At 61.1% G+C, this 15,332-nt stretch carries 8 protein-coding genes, 3 tRNA genes and 3 rRNA genes; 5 read left to right on the top strand and 9 right to left on the bottom strand.

What is annotated here, in order from left to right; genetic code table 11:
• The first annotated feature begins 72 nt into the window (after positions 1-72).
• Positions 73-149: transfer RNA gene (locus QE393_RS00070), tRNA-Met, on the top strand.
• A gap of 187 nt (positions 150-336) precedes the next feature.
• On the opposite strand, the gene otsA is transcribed toward QE393_RS00070, so the two are convergent.
• Together otsA and otsB are read right to left on the bottom strand one after the other, a co-directional pair.
• Entirely contained in the window at positions 337-1,785 is a 1,449-nt protein-coding gene (gene otsA / locus QE393_RS00065; protein WP_273810320.1) for an alpha,alpha-trehalose-phosphate synthase (UDP-forming), read from the bottom strand.
• A 1-nt stretch (position 1,786) separates the two neighbouring features.
• Positions 1,787-2,545, bottom strand: coding sequence for a trehalose-phosphatase (gene otsB / locus QE393_RS00060; protein WP_310041510.1), 759 nt, complete (start codon positions 2,543-2,545; stop codon positions 1,787-1,789).
• 127 nt (positions 2,546-2,672) lie between these two features.
• Here otsB and QE393_RS00055 point away from each other — a divergent pair, with 127 nt between their 5' ends.
• A complete protein-coding gene (locus tag QE393_RS00055; protein ID WP_273810324.1) occupies positions 2,673-3,206 on the top strand; it encodes a hypothetical protein in 534 nt (177 codons plus the stop codon).
• Positions 3,207-3,219: 13 nt separating this feature from the next.
• On the opposite strand, the gene rimI is transcribed toward QE393_RS00055, so the two are convergent.
• Positions 3,220-3,672: a ribosomal protein S18-alanine N-acetyltransferase gene (gene rimI, locus QE393_RS00050; RefSeq protein ID WP_310041508.1), complete on the bottom strand. Its 453-nt coding sequence runs from the start codon at positions 3,670-3,672 to the stop codon at positions 3,220-3,222.
• Entirely contained in the window at positions 3,669-4,499 is an 831-nt protein-coding gene (locus tag QE393_RS00045; RefSeq protein WP_273810326.1) for an energy transducer TonB, read from the bottom strand. Before QE393_RS00045 ends, rimI begins: the two co-directional genes overlap by 4 nt.
• 171 nt (positions 4,500-4,670) lie before the next feature.
• On the opposite strand from QE393_RS00045, the gene mksB reads away from it, so the two are divergent.
• From mksB to mksF, 3 genes are read left to right on the top strand one after another with little or no spacing between them, the layout of a single operon-like run.
• Positions 4,671-5,933, top strand: coding sequence for an Mks condensin complex protein MksB (gene mksB / locus QE393_RS00040; RefSeq protein ID WP_273810328.1), 1,263 nt, complete (start codon positions 4,671-4,673; stop codon positions 5,931-5,933).
• Positions 5,923-6,600, top strand: a complete 678-nt coding sequence (gene mksE, locus QE393_RS00035) for an Mks condensin complex protein MksE (protein WP_310041504.1) — start codon at positions 5,923-5,925, stop codon at positions 6,598-6,600. The genes mksB and mksE overlap by 11 nt, the downstream gene beginning before the upstream one ends.
• Positions 6,597-9,398, top strand: coding sequence for an Mks condensin complex protein MksF (mksF, locus tag QE393_RS00030; RefSeq protein WP_310041502.1), 2,802 nt, complete (start codon positions 6,597-6,599; stop codon positions 9,396-9,398). Before mksE ends, mksF begins: the two co-directional genes overlap by 4 nt.
• A gap of 492 nt (positions 9,399-9,890) precedes the next feature.
• Here mksF and rrf read toward each other — a convergent pair.
• The 5 genes from rrf to QE393_RS00005 form a co-directional block, all read right to left on the bottom strand.
• A 5S ribosomal RNA gene (gene rrf / locus QE393_RS00025) occupies positions 9,891-10,006 on the bottom strand.
• 158 nt (positions 10,007-10,164) lie between these two features.
• Positions 10,165-13,057 (bottom strand): 23S ribosomal RNA (locus tag QE393_RS00020).
• Positions 13,058-13,364: 307 nt separating this feature from the next.
• Positions 13,365-13,440 (bottom strand) — tRNA-Ala (locus QE393_RS00015).
• Positions 13,441-13,446: 6 nt separating this feature from the next.
• A tRNA-Ile gene (locus QE393_RS00010) sits at positions 13,447-13,523 on the bottom strand.
• A 96-nt stretch (positions 13,524-13,619) separates the two neighbouring features.
• Positions 13,620-15,156 (bottom strand): 16S ribosomal RNA (locus QE393_RS00005).
• The 16S, 23S and 5S rRNA genes sit together here with 2 tRNA genes alongside, the layout of an rRNA operon.
• Positions 15,157-15,332: the final 176 nt, after the last annotated feature.

Below are 15,332 nucleotides of genomic sequence, written 5' to 3'. Positions count from 1 at the left end.
CGACAAACAGAAATTTCTTGAACAGAAGACTTGACAGCCACCGGCGCCTTGCCAATAATGCGCGCCTCGGATGGCTACGTAGCTCAGCTGGTTAGAGCATAGCATTCATAATGCTGGGGTCCGGGGTTCAAGTCCCTGCGTAGCCACCACCTATTTCCAAGGGTCAGCGTAAGCTGACCCTTTTTTATTGCCCACGAAAAAGCCCAGCCGTGGCATCGCTTTTCGTCCCCTCTCCCTCTGGAAAAGGGCCAGGGTGAGGCGCCCTTCACGCCAGACCCCAGCCTCGCCCCATGAAAAAGCCCGGCCTAAGCCGGGCTCCATCACCGCGCAACAAGCTTACAGGGCGACCTTCTGCTGGCTCTCCATTTCTTCAGCAGCCGCGTCCTGGGTATCGATGGACTGCACCAGCGCCTTGGAGCTGAAGGCCCGCAGGTCGCGCAGGAAGTTGTCGCGCCAGGAGGCCAGGTCGGCCTGGCGGATCACCCGCATCATGTCTTCGTAGCGCGACTTGCGCTCTTCCAGCGGCATGCGTAGCGCCCGGTCCAACGCCTCGGCCATGCCGACATGGTCATAGGGATTCACGATCAACGCCGAATTGAGTTCGCGCGCCGCCCCGGCGAAGCGCGACAGCACCAGCACGCCCGGATTTTCCGGGTCCTGGGCCGCCACGTATTCCTTGGCCACCAGGTTCATGCCATCGCGCAGCGGCGTCACCAGGCCGACGTCGGAGGAGCGGAACAGCCCCATCACCGTGCGCCGGTCATAGCTCTTGTTCAGGTAGCGGATCGGCGTCCAGTCCAGCTCGGAGAAATGGCCGTTGATATGGCCGGCATGGCTCTCCAGCTGACGCCGGATGTTCTGGTAGGAGACCACGTCCGCCCGCGACGAAGGCGCGATCTGCACGAACTGCACCGCCCGGTGATGCTCGGGGAAATGCTCCAGCAGTTTCTCGAACGCCTGGAAGCGCTCCACCAGCCCCTTGGAATAGTCGAGGCGGTCGACGCTGACGATGGTCTTGTAGGGCACGCCCTCGATGCTGCGCGAGATGAACTGGCGCCGCGTGCGATAGGACTCGGCCTGCTTCTGGATGACATCCGGCATCACGCCGATGGGATAGACGCCGACGCGGAAGTTGTGACCGTAGGCGGTCAGGCTGCCGTCCTTCTCCAGCACCCCGCGCACCTCGCGGGTGATGTAGTCCTGGAAGGCCAGCTGGTCGGTATCGGTCTGGAAGCCGATCAGGTCATAGAAGCACAGGGTCTTGAGCAATTCGTTGTGCGGCGGGATGGCGGTGAGGATTTCCGGCGCCGGGAAGGGAATGTGCAGGAAGAAGCCGATGCGGTTGCGAATGCCCAGCATGCGGCAGGCTTCGGCGAAGGGAATCAGGTGGTAGTCGTGCACCCAGATGATGTCATCGGGCTTGAGCAGGGGCTTCAGGCGTTCGGCCATGGCCATGTTGACGCGCCGATAGCCGTCGTACTCCTCGCGGTTGTAGCGCGCCAGGTCGATCCGGTAGTGGAAGATCGGCCAGAGGGTGGCGTTGGAGAAGCCGCGGTAGTAGTGGTCGTAGTCGCGCTTGGTCAGGCCGAAGGTCACATAGTCGATGTTGTCCTTGGTCTGGGTCTTGGCCGGCCCGTTCTCCTTGACCGTCTCGCCGTTCCAGCCGAACCAGATGCCACCCGACTTGCGCAGGGCATCCAGCACGCCCACCGCCAGACCACCCGCGGTCGCCTTGCCTTCCTCGATCGGGGCCACCCGATTCGATACCACCACTAAACGGCTCATCCTAATCTCCTTGCTTATAATGTGGCGCGAGGTCACGGCTCAGCTGCTGCAGCCAGAGGGCTACCGCTTCCACCGAAGGCAGGCGGGTCTTGGCGACCGTCTCCCCCTCTCCTACCTTGACGGTCAGACCGCCTCGCGCATTGACGACAGTGAACCCCTCTTCATCGGTGCGATCGTCACCGAGAAACACCGGCAGGCAGCCGGCAAAGGGTTCCAGTTCGAGAAAGCGGGCAATGGCCTCGCCCTTGCTCGCCGCAGCGGGCTTGAGTTCGAAGACGCACTTGCCCGGCTGCAACTTGAATTCGGGATGGTCGCCCGCGATGCCTTCGGCCAGTTCGCGTACCAGGGCTTCCTTGTCCAGCGCCTGGCGATAGTGCAGGGCGAAGGCCACGCTCTTGCGCTCTAGCAGCAGGTCCGGATGGTCCGCCAGCGCGGCTTCCAGACGCCGACCGACGTGCGCCAGCATCTCCGCATCCAGGCTCACCCGATGGATCTCGCCCTGGGGATCGCGCCACTCGGCGCCATGCACCCCAGCCGCGGCCAGCCGCAGCGGCGCCGTGAAGCCGTCGATCTCTGACAGCGGCCGCCCGGATACCACGGCGACGCCATGGTGGCGCGCCAGCTGTTCGAGGGCAGCGAGGGTTTCGGCAGGAATGAAAACCTGTTCCGGACGTGGCTGCAATTCTGCCAGGGTGCCATCCAGATCGAAGAAGAAGGCCAGCGGCTGGCCCGATGAGGTGAGGCTGTCGAGGTCGATCATGGAAGGTACGACTGCCGGGTCATCGTATGGTTCGTTCACATCTTCCGGCGGTGCCGAGGAATTCCCCTTGCCGGCGCGTAGTCGGATTCAGGGAGATGCTCTAGCAGCCCTGCCTTTGGAGACCACCATGAACAAGCCCGACATCACCAAGACCCCCGAAGAGATCGACGACATTCAGGACCGCATGGGCGACATGCGCGAACTCGACTTCAGCGATCGCAAGGATGAGCGCGGTGGTCGCATCGGCGACGAAATGGACGAGCGCGACTATGAAGGCCAGTTTCCCGAAGAGCGCGTGCGCCAGGCCGGCATGACCGGGGGCGAAACCCTGGATCATCAGCCGACGATGGACGATGCCAGCCCCGAGACCCTGCTGGACGAAACCGGCGCGCGCTCGCCGACCGACTACGGCGATGCCTGGCCGAACGACAAGGAACTGAGCGTGGTCGAGGACAGCGACATCGGCGGCGGCTCCGGTCAGGACGAAGCCGAACTCGGTCGCAGCCATCCGCTGGATGGCGAAGCCTGGGACGGCGAGGCCGATGCACCCAACGAAGCCGAAACCCAGCGGGATGCCCGCTACGCCGATCTGGACGCCAACGACGAAGACCTCGCTGGAGACACCAGCCTGGATCTGGACGAAAAACGCGCCGATCACTGAAGCCGCTGACGGCCTAGTCGAGCAGCGTACAGGCCATCACCAGCGCATCTTCCCGGCCGCCAACCGCGGGATAATAGTCCCGCCGGCGGCCGATCTCGTTGAAGCCATAGCGCTCGTACAGCCGATAGGCCGACTGATTGCTGGCGCGCACCTCCAGAAAGCACTCGTTGGCCTTGGCCTTGCGCGCTTCCTGCAGCAGGTGTTCCAGCAGCCGCAGGCCGAGTCCCCGGCCCTGGCTTTCCGGCTTGATGGTGATATTGAGCAGATGGGCCTCGTCGAGAATGATGTTGATCACCCCGTGCCCCACCTGCTGCTCGCCAGCCGTCATCACCCAGCAGTCATAGGACCTGAGCGCATCGGTAAAGATGCCGCGGGTCCAGGGGTGGCTGAAGGCCTGATATTCGATCTTCAATACCGTGTTCAGATCGGCTTCGGTCATCCGCCGAAAGCTCACCGCATCGTTCATTGCTGTTCCATCCAGCGGCGCCGCAACGGGCGCATGGCTTGCCAGAGCGCGGCCTTGGCGGCCGGCTCTTCCATCAGGATATCCAGTCCCGGCACCAGCCAGGCCGGTCCCAGGGCGGTGTCCCGCTCCACACCCGTGAGCTGCGCATCCTCGACCCCGCTGCAGCGTCGTGCGGCCACCCCGATCAGCCAGAGCGCCAGGCCCTCGCCCAGGCGCTCCTGGTGTCCCGACACGAAGCTCTGCACGAATTCGCCGGCCGCCGCCGGCCCCTGGTCGAGTTGACCGCTGTTGAGCAGTGGCCAGCGAATGGGCTCTTCACTGACGATCCGCGGCGTGTCCGGCAGGCCGGCAGCGCGCAGCAGATCCCTCAGCAGCAGATAGGCCGGATCCCGCGCCCCCAGGGTATCGCCGGTAGGCAACTCTAGCAGCAGCAGGCAGCGCCCGGCCTGCAACAGCTGCAGGGCGAAACGGGGCGCCGGCTCCCGCGGTGGCGGCGGCGCACGTTCCGGTTCCGGCTCGGCCACGGGGGGCGCAGCCGGCTTCGACGCCGCGGGCCGCGGGATCTCGATGCGCGGCCGATTCGCCGGCGGTGCCTCGGCTACTGCAGCGGCCGGCGCGGCCTTGGCCACCGGCTCCGGGCGAACCACCCGAGCCACGACGGGCGCCTCTTCCGGCTCCTCGACCCACAGGGCTTCCGGTCGCGAAGGCGCGGCGAAGGGCAACACCGTGCGCGGCACCCAGACATCCAGCTGCAACGCCTGCAGATAGGCGCGACGACGCACCTCGGCGGCAAGCGAGGGACTGGTGGAAGGGGCGGGGTCGGACATGGGCGGATCCTAGGAGCCTGCTCTGTTACGCGGCGGGATTATGCGGGGCGGCATTGTCGCGCGGATCGCCCCGGACCGAAAGGCCGCCCTGCCCATCGGTCCCACCGCGGTCACATCGAAGGCTCTGGCGTCTGGAGTACAATGGCGCTTTTGTCTGGTGCGGTCCCCGCCATGATCGACCCCAAACGCGTCCTGCGTACCCTCGCCGAACACTGGCACCTCATCGACCCCCTGTGCGCCCACTTCGACAGCGGCACCCTGGGCCTGGCCGAGTTGCGTACCCGCCTGGCCGAACAGCTGCCCGAACGTACGCCGGCCGACCTCACCGCCCTGCTCGACACCTGGATCCGCCTGGATATCCTGGTGCCGGTGGCCAAGAGTCCCAATCGCTTCGAGCTCAATGGCCAGATCCACGACTTCCTCGGCTATCTCAGGCGCGAACACCGCCTGGGCCTGTGCCTGGAGATCGAAGCCTACCTGCGCCACCTGGAACGCCTCGCCGGCCACATCCGCGAAGCCTTCGACAACCGCGACGGCCCCGACCTCGTCCGCCAGCTGCGTCTGCTCGACATGCGCGTGCGCGATGTCCTCAAGAAGCTGGCCAACGATGGCCATGCCCTGGAGGGCGTAGCCGAGCGCGCCAAGACCAGCGATCGCCAGATCCCCCTGCGCCAGCGCTATGCCGAGGTGCTGGCCACCTGGGATGAATACGTCGAGCCGATGATCCAGCTGGTGGCCGCCGATGGCGCCTTCGAGCGCGGTGTCCACCGTGTCGAACAGGTGCTCCTGCACCTGCTGGGCGAGCAGCAGCGCCTCGGCCACCTGGTCGACGACGACCTGTTGCTGCGCACCCAGGCGCGTATCCTGGAAATGCACAACGCCGCCCAGCTGGCCCTGCGCCGTGCCCGCGAATTGCTGCTGCCGCTGCGCGAGGAAGCGCGCCGGCACAATGCCGTGACCCGGGGCGCCGCCCTGGCCCTGGCCACCATCCGCCGCAAGGGCCTCGACGCCGTGCCCCAGGCGGCCCTGCCGCTGTTCAGCCGACCGCAGAGCGTCTTTCTCGGCACCACCGCCCAGGTGGAAAGCTATGTCTACGCCCTGGCCCGCTTCGAACCCAAGCCGGCGCGCTTCCCCAGCCAGACCCGTCGTCCGCCCGACAGCGAGCGCTCGGCCGCGCCCCGTACCGCGCGCGAGATGCTCGATCTCTGCCAGGACGCCCTGCCGTTGCCCGATCTCATGGCCTGGCTGCTGGAGCAGGAGCCGGCCGGCGACACCGACGAACTGCTCTACTGGTTCTCGCGCCTGTCCCGCGATGCGCGCTTCCAGCGCCAGCGCCTCGACCGCCGCCACTACGACACCCTCGAACACCGCGTCAGCCTGTGCTCCTACGCCCTGACCGCCCGATCTCTCGCGAGCGACACCCATGCAACTTGATCTCGACGAAATGACCCAGCTCGCGCCCATCTTCCGCGAGCTGTTCAAGGGCTATCACCTGTCCCGTAGCGAGCCCGAGAGCTATGCCCAGCTCAGCCAGCAGCAGGACCAGTACCGCGCGCTGTTCCGCGCCCTCGGCTTCGAACTGGTCTGCGATCCGCGCGGCTTCTACTACTTCGTCCCCGAGCAGATGGGCGCCCAGGTCAACAAGACCGCCCAGCGCCTGGCGCTGTTCACCTTCATCCTGGTCGAGCATCTGGCCGACCAGGGTCGCGATCCGCTGGCCGTGCTCGATGGCGGTACCCTGGGTCGCCACGAACTGCCGGCGCTGCTGGACAAGTATCGCGACCTCTTCCTGCAGGCCGAGGTCACCACCCAGGAGGAGCTGGAGGAAAAGATCCTGCGCCGCCTGACCCAGCTCGGCTTCGCCCTGGACAGCAACGGGACCTATCGCTTCCTGCCGCCCATGCACCGTTTCCTCGATGTCTGCCTGACCGTGCAACAGGATCGCGACCTGGCCGCCGGCCTGCATGCCAGCGACCTTCCGCTGCCGGCGCCGACCCTGGCCAGCGACAAAGACGGCACCGTGCAGGAAGGCGCCGACGAGGATGACGAAGAGGCCGCCCTGGCCCGTGCCATCGCCGCAGAACGGGAGTTCGACCTATGATCCGCTACGGCATCAGCCGCTTCGCCCTGCTCAACACCGCCGGCTACAGCCTCGGCCTGTTCCCCCTGGAACAGCCGCTGTCGGTCTATGGGGCCAACAACCTGGGCAAGAGCGCCTCGATCAACGCGCTGCAATTCCCCATCCTGGCGCGGCTCTCCGACATGAGCTTCGGCAAGTACAGCAACGAGCAGTCGCGCAAGTTCTACTTCGCCACCGACACCAGCTACATCCTCATCGAGCTGCGTCTGGCCCACGGCCCCCACGTCATCGGCGTGGCCGGTCGCGGTCCGGGCGGTGGCTTCGGCCACCAGTTCTTCGCCTATGCCGGCGAACTGGACCTCGCCCACTACCAGCGCGACGGCACCTGCCTGCGCCAGCGCGAGCTGTTCGCCGGCCTGGAGCGCGCCGGCCTCAAGGCCCATGAGGTCAAGCCCGATGAATTGCGCCGGCTGCTGGTCGGCGGCCATACCAGCATCCCGCTGGACATGACGCTGATTCCGCTCCGATCCACCAGCGAACAGAGTCTCAAGACCTTCCGCGCCCTGTTCATCAACCTGCTGCACATGCGCGAGATCACCGCGGCCAAGCTCAAGCAGCTGTTTCTCGATGCCTTCGAGCACAGCCTGAGATCCGGCAGCGTCGACTACATCGCCGCCTGCGAGGAAGCCTTCCGCGACGTCCGCCGCATGGAGCAGGATTACCAGTCGCTGGTCGCCGCCGGCCCGTTGGTGGAAGCCCTGGCCAATGGCGTCGAACAGCGCGACCGCCTGAGGGGCAAGCTGCATCGCCTGTCGCCCTTGCTCGACAGCCTGCTCGGCACCTGGCAGCACTATGCCCTCGACCGCCGCGACGAACTCCTGGCCCAGACCGAACACTACCGCCAGGAACAGGACGGCCTGCAGCAGAGCCAGCGCGACGGCACCAGCGAACTGATGCGCCGCGAGCGCGAGATCAGCAGCCTGCAGCGCTGGCTCGCCGAGCTGGCCCAGCTCAAGCACCGCTTCGCCCTGGTGGAGTCCACCGCCCCCCTCGAAGCCCAGCTGCTGGCCGCCAAGGATGCCCACGACGAACTCGCCGGCGCCCTGTCCCAGGCCAGTCAGTTCAGTAGCGCAGACCTCGACCAGCGCGTCCGCGAACTGGAACAGCGCCTCAAGGGGATTCGCCAGCAACTCGACCACGCCGACAACAACAGCTATGCCCGCCTGCGCGAGGAATTCAGCCAGGCCGACGTCGACCGCCTGATGCGACTGTTCAACGGCCAGCTGTTCAGCCTGCCGCTCGGCGCCAGGGGTGTCGAACTGGCGGAGGACGGCAGCTGGGTAAAGACCTTCGAAGGCATCCTGGCGCGTTTCCAGGGTGATCGCCTCGAATTGCCGGGCCTGTCCCTCGATCTCTCGGGGATCGAGCCGCCCACCCTGCAGGCCCTGGCCGATCGCGCCGCGCTGCGTGACCAGAAGGACCGTCTGGAGCGCGAGCTCAAGCAACTCAAGGCGCAGCAGGGCGTCAGCGTCGACCGCCAGGCCAGCAAGGCCCAGGCCGAGGTGCTCTACCAGCAGGTGCTGGATGCCCAGAAGGCCCTGGAAGACTTCCGTCGCTGCCAGACCCTCGGTGCCGAGGAACAGGAAAAGCTCGAACAACTGGCCCAGCTGGAAGCCGCCCAGGACGAACTGAGACGCGCCGGCGATGCCTTCACCGAGCGCGTCCAGCAACTCTCCGCCAGGCTGCAGCTGATCGGCCGGCAACTGGCCGACCTGGAAGCCAAGGACCGCACCCTGGCCGACGCCCTGCGCCGCCGGCAGCTGCTGCCCACCGACCTGCCCCAGGGCACGCCCTTCATGGAAGGGGTGGACGATTCCCTGGAGAACCTGCTGCCGCTGCTCAACGACTACCAGGACACCTGGCAGGCCCTGCAGCGCGCCGACACCCAGATCGAGGCGCTCTATGCCCAGGTCCGACTCAAGGGCGTCGCCAAGTTCGACAACGAAGAAGACCCCGAGCGACGCCTGCAGCTGCTGGTGAATGCCTATGCCCATCGCCAGGACGAAGCCCTGACCCTGGCCAAGGCCCGCCGCGCCGCCGTCACCGACATCGCCCGGACCCTGAGAAACATCCGCAGCGACTACGACAACCTCGAACACCAGCTGCAGCTGTTCAACCTCGAGATCAATCGCAAGCAGGTCTCCAACCTGGAGAGCTTCCGCATCGTCCTGGCGCCCAATAAGGAAGCGCTCAAGCACATCGACCAGATCATCCATAGCGCCGGCCAGTACGAGGAAGGCGAGACCCTCTCGGTGTTCGATCTCACCCAGGACAGCAGCCAGGACCAGAAGAACGAGGATGCCAAGGAATACCTGGCACGCCTGGTGGCCGCCAACGGCAACCAGCTCGGCCTCAAGGACCTCTTCGAGCTGGCCTTCGAGATCACCAAGCAGGGCGGCCAGCCGATCCTGCACACCGACATCGACGGCGCCGCCTCCAATGGCACCACCATGACCATCAAGGCGCTCACCAACATGTACCTGTTGCTGCACCTGATGGACCGGGAGCAGGCCGCCAGGATCCGTCTGCCCTACTACCTGGACGAAGCCGCCGACATCGACGAACGCAACCAGCAGGCGCTGATCGAAACCAGTCAGCAACTGGGCTTCGTGCCCATCCTGGCCAGCGTCAAGCCCCAGGTCAGCGCCCAGGTCGCCATCGACCTCGAAGGCGGTAGCGGCCCTGGCGGCATCTACATCGACGAAGCCGACTGGAAGTACATCGCCAAACGCGATCTGGCCCTGCCCGAACCCGCTTGAGCCCCTTCCAGAACGCAAAAAAGCCCGGCACATGCCGGGCTTTTTCTTGCTCGCGTAACGCCGCCTTAGGTGCTGCGGTAGGTTGGGCTGGGCCTAGCGAAGCCCAACATTCACACTCCAACCCTGGCCCCTCACCGCCCCGCCGCGGTTCGCTTGATCCCTGCAGCAGGCCTTACCGTTGGGCTTCGCTTCGCTCAACGCTAACCTACGACAGCCCGGCGCAGCCGGGCTGTTGGGGCTCTTGTGCCCTTGCAGGCTTAAAGCAGCACCTGCCCGACAGGCACTACTGCAACGTCTCCGCCGTGCCCTTTGATCCCCTCTCCCCAAGGAGAGGACTGGGGTTAGGGCCGCCTCAGCTACACAGCTTCAGGCTTCCGCTCGCCGATTATTTGCGCCCAGCATTCAAGCCCCCTGACGCCCGGCCAAACTTTTTCCGCCCCAAAGACAACACCCCCGCCAGAGTGAACTGAGCGGGGGTGCTGGGTGTTAGGCGCTTGACGATGACCTACTCTCACATGGGGAAACCCCACACTACCATCGGCGATGCATCGTTTCACTTCTGAGTTCGGGAAGGGATCAGGTGGTTCCAATGCTCTATGTTCGTCAAGCAATTCGGTTGGCTGACCAGGCGGTGCTGCATGCCTGGCTGGCCCAATTGGGTCTGTGATCGAAGTAGACAACTCGTCTTGGGTCTTGCGAACCCACGCGCCGTTTTCGGCGTCGTCTTCCTCACGCTCTGACCGCGGTCAGATTGTTTGGGTGTTATATGGTCAAGCCTCACGGGCAATTAGTATCGGTTAGCTCAACGCCTCACAGCGCTTACACACCCGACCTATCAACGTCGTAGTCTTCGACGGCCCTTTAGGAAGCTCAAGGCTCCAGTGAGATCTCATCTTGAGGCAAGTTTCCCGCTTAGATGCTTTCAGCGGTTATCTCTTCCGAACGTAGCTACCCGGCAATGCCACTGGCGTGACAACCGGAACACCAGAGGTTCGTCCACTCCGGTCCTCTCGTACTAGGAGCAGCCCCTCTCAAATCTCAAACGTCCACGGCAGATAGGGACCGAACTGTCTCACGACGTTCTAAACCCAGCTCGCGTACCACTTTAAATGGCGAACAGCCATACCCTTGGGACCGGCTTCAGCCCCAGGATGTGATGAGCCGACATCGAGGTGCCAAACACCGCCGTCGATATGAACTCTTGGGCGGTATCAGCCTGTTATCCCCGGAGTACCTTTTATCCGTTGAGCGATGGCCCTTCCATACAGAACCACCGGATCACTAAGACCTACTTTCGTACCTGCTCGACGTGTCTGTCTCGCAGTCAAGCGCGCTTTTGCCTTTATACTCTACGACCGATTTCCGACCGGTCTGAGCGCACCTTCGTACTCCTCCGTTACTCTTTAGGAGGAGACCGCCCCAGTCAAACTGCCCACCATACACTGTCCTCGATCCGGATAACGGACCAGAGTTAGAACCTCAAGATTGCCAGGGTGGTATTTCAAGGATGGCTCCACGCAGACTGGCGTCCACGCTTCAAAGCCTCCCACCTATCCTACACAAGCAAGCTCAAAGTCCAGTGCAAAGCTACAGTAAAGGTTCACGGGGTCTTTCCGTCTAGCCGCGGATACACTGCATCTTCACAGCGATTTCAATTTCACTGAGTCTCGGGTGGAGACAGCGCCGCCATCGTTACGCCATTCGTGCAGGTCGGAACTTACCCGACAAGGAATTTCGCTACCTTAGGACCGTTATAGTTACGGCCGCCGTTTACCGGGGCTTCGATCAAGAGCTTCGCTTGCGCTAACCCCATCAATTAACCTTCCGGCACCGGGCAGGCGTCACACCCTATACGTCCACTTTCGTGTTTGCAGAGTGCTGTGTTTTTAATAAACAGTCGCAGCGGCCTGGTATCTTCGACCGGCATGAGCTTACGGGGTAAACCCTTCACCCTCACCGGCGCACCTTCTCCCGAAGTTACGGTGCCATTTTGCCTAGTTCCTTCACCCGAGTTCTCTCAAGCGCCTTGGTATTCTCTACCCGACCACCTGTGTCGGTTTGGGGTACGGTTCCTAGTTACCTGAAGCTTAGAGGCTTTTCCTGGAAGCATGGCATCAACCACTTCTCCTTCTAAAAGAAGGATCGTCATCAGCTCTCGGCCTTAACTGTCCGGATTTACCTAAACAGTCAGCCTACCACCTTAAACTTGGACAACCAACGCCAAGCTGGCCTAGCCTTCTCCGTCCCCCCATCGCAGTAACTAGAAGTACGGGAATATTAACCCGTTTCCCATCGACTACGCCTTTCAGCCTCGCCTTAGGGACCGACTCACCCTGCGTCGATTAACGTTGCGCAGGAACCCTTGGTCTTTCGGCGTGCGAGTTTTTCACTCGCATTGTCGTTACTCATGTCAGCATTCGCACTTCTGATACCTCCAGCAAGCTTCTCAACTCACCTTCACAGGCTTACAGAACGCTCCTCTACCGCATCACCAAAGGTGATACCCGTAGCTTCGGTGCCTGGTTTGAGCCCCGTTACATCTTCCGCGCAGGCCGACTCGACTAGTGAGCTATTACGCTTTCTTTAAAGGGTGGCTGCTTCTAAGCCAACCTCCTAGCTGTCTAAGCCTTCCCACATCGTTTACCACTTAACCAGGACTTTGGGACCTTAGCTGACGGTCTGGGTTGTTTCCCTTTTCACGACGGACGTTAGCACCCGCCGTGTGTCTCCCATGCTCGGCACTTCTGGGTATTCGGAGTTTGCATCGGTTTGGTAAGTCGGGATGACCCCCTAGCCGAAACAGTGCTCTACCCCCCAGAGTGATACATGAGGCGCTACCTAAATAGCTTTCGAGGAGAACCAGCTATCTCCGAGCTTGATTAGCCTTTCACTCCGATCCACAAGTCATCCCCTGCCTTTTCAACGGAAGTGGGTTCGGTCCTCCAGTCAGTGTTACCTAACCTTCAACCTGCTCATGGATAGATCGCCCGGTTTCGGGTCTATTCCCAGCGACTAAACGCCCTATTAAGACTCGCTTTCGCTACGCCTCCCCTATTCGGTTAAGCTCGCCACTGAAAATAAGTCGCTGACCCATTATACAAAAGGTACGCAGTCACCCAACAAAGTAGGCTCCCACTGCTTGTACGCATACGGTTTCAGGTTCTATTTCACTCCCCTCTCCGGGGTTCTTTTCGCCTTTCCCTCACGGTACTGGTTCACTATCGGTCAGTCAGGAGTATTTAGCCTTGGAGGATGGTCCCCCCATATTCAGACAGGGTTTCTCGTGCCCCGTCCTACTCGATTTCATTGATAAGAGCGTTTCGCGTACAGGGCTATCACCCACTATGGCCGCCTTTTCCAAGGCGTTCCGCTACTCTCAAATCAACTTAAGGGCTGGTCCCCGTTCGCTCGCCACTACTAAGGGAATCTCGGTTGATTTCTTTTCCTCAGGGTACTTAGATGTTTCAGTTCCCCTGGTTCGCCTCTTAACCCTATGGATTCAGGTTAAGATACCTAGCTTATGCTAGGTGGGTTTCCCCATTCAGAGATCTCCGGGTCACAGGTCATTTGCCACCTCACCGAAGCTTATCGCAGGCTATCACGTCTTTCATCGCCTCTGACTGCCAAGGCATCCACCGTATGCGCTTCTTCACTTGACCATATAACCCCAAGCAATCTCGCTGGCGTCACAAGGACGCTACCGATCTGCAGGGCGCTAAATGAGTGAAGACGACATTTCGCCGAAAACTTGCGCTTGAGTTCGCAAGATTTTACCTTGACGACACTAACTGCCAGTGAAAACAGTTAATGCAGTCTACTTCTATCACTTTCCCAATTTTTTAAAGAACAGTTCTGATCAAAGACCAGAAGTCAGCTTTTGTGCCCTTCTCATTACCTTTCGGTAGGGAGAAGTCAAAGGCTCACTTCTGAGCTTTTCAAGCAATCGCGTTAGCGGTTAGGTGGAGATGGTGGAGCCAAGGAGGATCGAACTCCTGACCTCCTGCGTGCAAGGCAGGCGCTCTCCCAGCTGAGCTATGGCCCCATCGATTGGTGGGTCTGGGCAGATTCGAACTGCCGACCTCACCCTTATCAGGGGTGCGCTCTAACCAACTGAGCTACAGACCCAATCGTCTTACCTTGAGTCTAACTAACTCAATTGCTCTTCTATCAGTGAATCAAGCAATTCGTGTGGATGCTTGCCAGCAAGCTGACATCTTCGATTAAGGAGGTGATCCAGCCGCAGGTTCCCCTACGGCTACCTTGTTACGACTTCACCCCAGTCATGAATCACTCCGTGGTAACCGTCCTCCCGAAGGTTAGACTAGCTACTTCTGGAGCAACCCACTCCCATGGTGTGACGGGCGGTGTGTACAAGGCCCGGGAACGTATTCACCGTGACGTTCTGATTCACGATTACTAGCGATTCCGACTTCACGCAGTCGAGTTGCAGACTGCGATCCGGACTACGATCGGTTTTATGGGATTAGCTCCACCTCGCGGCTTGGCAACCCTTTGTACCGACCATTGTAGCACGTGTGTAGCCCTGGCCGTAAGGGCCATGATGACTTGACGTCATCCCCACCTTCCTCCGGTTTGTCACCGGCAGTCTCCTTAGAGTGCCCACCATAACGTGCTGGTAACTAAGGACAAGGGTTGCGCTCGTTACGGGACTTAACCCAACATCTCACGACACGAGCTGACGACAGCCATGCAGCACCTGTGTCTGAGTTCCCGAAGGCACCAATCCATCTCTGGAAAGTTCTCAGCATGTCAAGGCCAGGTAAGGTTCTTCGCGTTGCTTCGAATTAAACCACATGCTCCACCGCTTGTGCGGGCCCCCGTCAATTCATTTGAGTTTTAACCTTGCGGCCGTACTCCCCAGGCGGTCAACTTAATGCGTTAGCTGCGCCACTAAGATCTCAAGGATCCCAACGGCTAGTTGACATCGTTTACGGCGTGGACTACCAGGGTATCTAATCCTGTTTGCTCCCCACGCTTTCGCACCTCAGTGTCAGTGTTAGTCCAGGTAGTCGCCTTCGCCACTGGTGTTCCTTCCAATATCTACGCATTTCACCGCTACACTGGAAATTCCACTACCCTCTACCACACTCTAGCTAGACAGTTTTGGATGCAGTTCCCAGGTTGAGCCCGGGGATTTCACATCCAACTTATCAAGCCACCTACGCGCGCTTTACGCCCAGTAATTCCGATTAACGCTTGCACCCTTCGTATTACCGCGGCTGCTGGCACGAAGTTAGCCGGTGCTTATTCTGTCGGTAACGTCAAAACTCACAGGTATTCGCTGTAAGCCCTTCCTCCCAACTTAAAGTGCTTTACGACCCGAGGGCCTTCTTCACACACGCGGCATGGCTGGATCAGGCTTTCGCCCATTGTCCAATATTCCCCACTGCTGCCTCCCGTAGGAGTCTGGACCGTGTCTCAGTTCCAGTGTGACTGATCATCCTCTCAGACCAGTTACGGATCGTCGCCTTGGTAGGCCTTTACCCTACCAACTAGCTAATCCGACCTAGGCTCATCTAATAGCGTGAGGTCCGAAGATCCCCCACTTTCTCCCGTAGGACGTATGCGGTATTAGCGTTCCTTTCGAAACGTTGTCCCCCACTACTAGGCAGATTCCTAGGCATTACTCACCCGTCCGCCGCTGAATCGAGGAGCAAGCTCCTCTCATCCGCTCGACTTGCATGTGTTAGGCCTGCCGCCAGCGTTCAATCTGAGCCATGATCAAACTCTTCAGTTAAGTAGACTGATCGGGTTTTGAGAAAACCCTAAACTTGGCTCAGCAATCGCAAAAAACTCATGAATTCACGAGTTACTTGTGTTGCTGATAATCTTGCGACATCAGACTTATCTCACAAGCACCCACACGAATTGCTTGATTCAACTTGTTAAAGAGCAGTTGGTTGCGACCGTGTC

The sequence above is a fragment of the Pseudomonas sp. SORGH_AS_0211 genome, assembly GCF_031453455.1.
Lineage (GTDB): Bacteria > Pseudomonadota > Gammaproteobacteria > Pseudomonadales > Pseudomonadaceae > Chryseomonas > Chryseomonas aestiva.
Note: the sequence above shows the minus strand (reverse complement) of the source record. Positions and strands in the feature narration are given on the sequence as shown.

Coding starts and splice junctions, on each gene's coding strand:
- otsA (WP_273810320.1), bottom strand. CDS start 1,785: ATGAGCCGTTTAGTGGTGGTATCGAATCGGGTGGCCCCGATCGAGGAA.
- otsB (WP_310041510.1), bottom strand. CDS start 2,545: ATGATCGACCTCGACAGCCTCACCTCATCGGGCCAGCCGCTGGCCTTC.
- QE393_RS00055 (WP_273810324.1), top strand. CDS start 2,673: ATGAACAAGCCCGACATCACCAAGACCCCCGAAGAGATCGACGACATT.
- rimI (WP_310041508.1), bottom strand. CDS start 3,672: ATGAACGATGCGGTGAGCTTTCGGCGGATGACCGAAGCCGATCTGAAC.
- QE393_RS00045 (WP_273810326.1), bottom strand. CDS start 4,499: ATGTCCGACCCCGCCCCTTCCACCAGTCCCTCGCTTGCCGCCGAGGTG.
- mksB (WP_273810328.1), top strand. CDS start 4,671: ATGATCGACCCCAAACGCGTCCTGCGTACCCTCGCCGAACACTGGCAC.
- mksE (WP_310041504.1), top strand. CDS start 5,923: ATGCAACTTGATCTCGACGAAATGACCCAGCTCGCGCCCATCTTCCGC.
- mksF (WP_310041502.1), top strand. CDS start 6,597: ATGATCCGCTACGGCATCAGCCGCTTCGCCCTGCTCAACACCGCCGGC.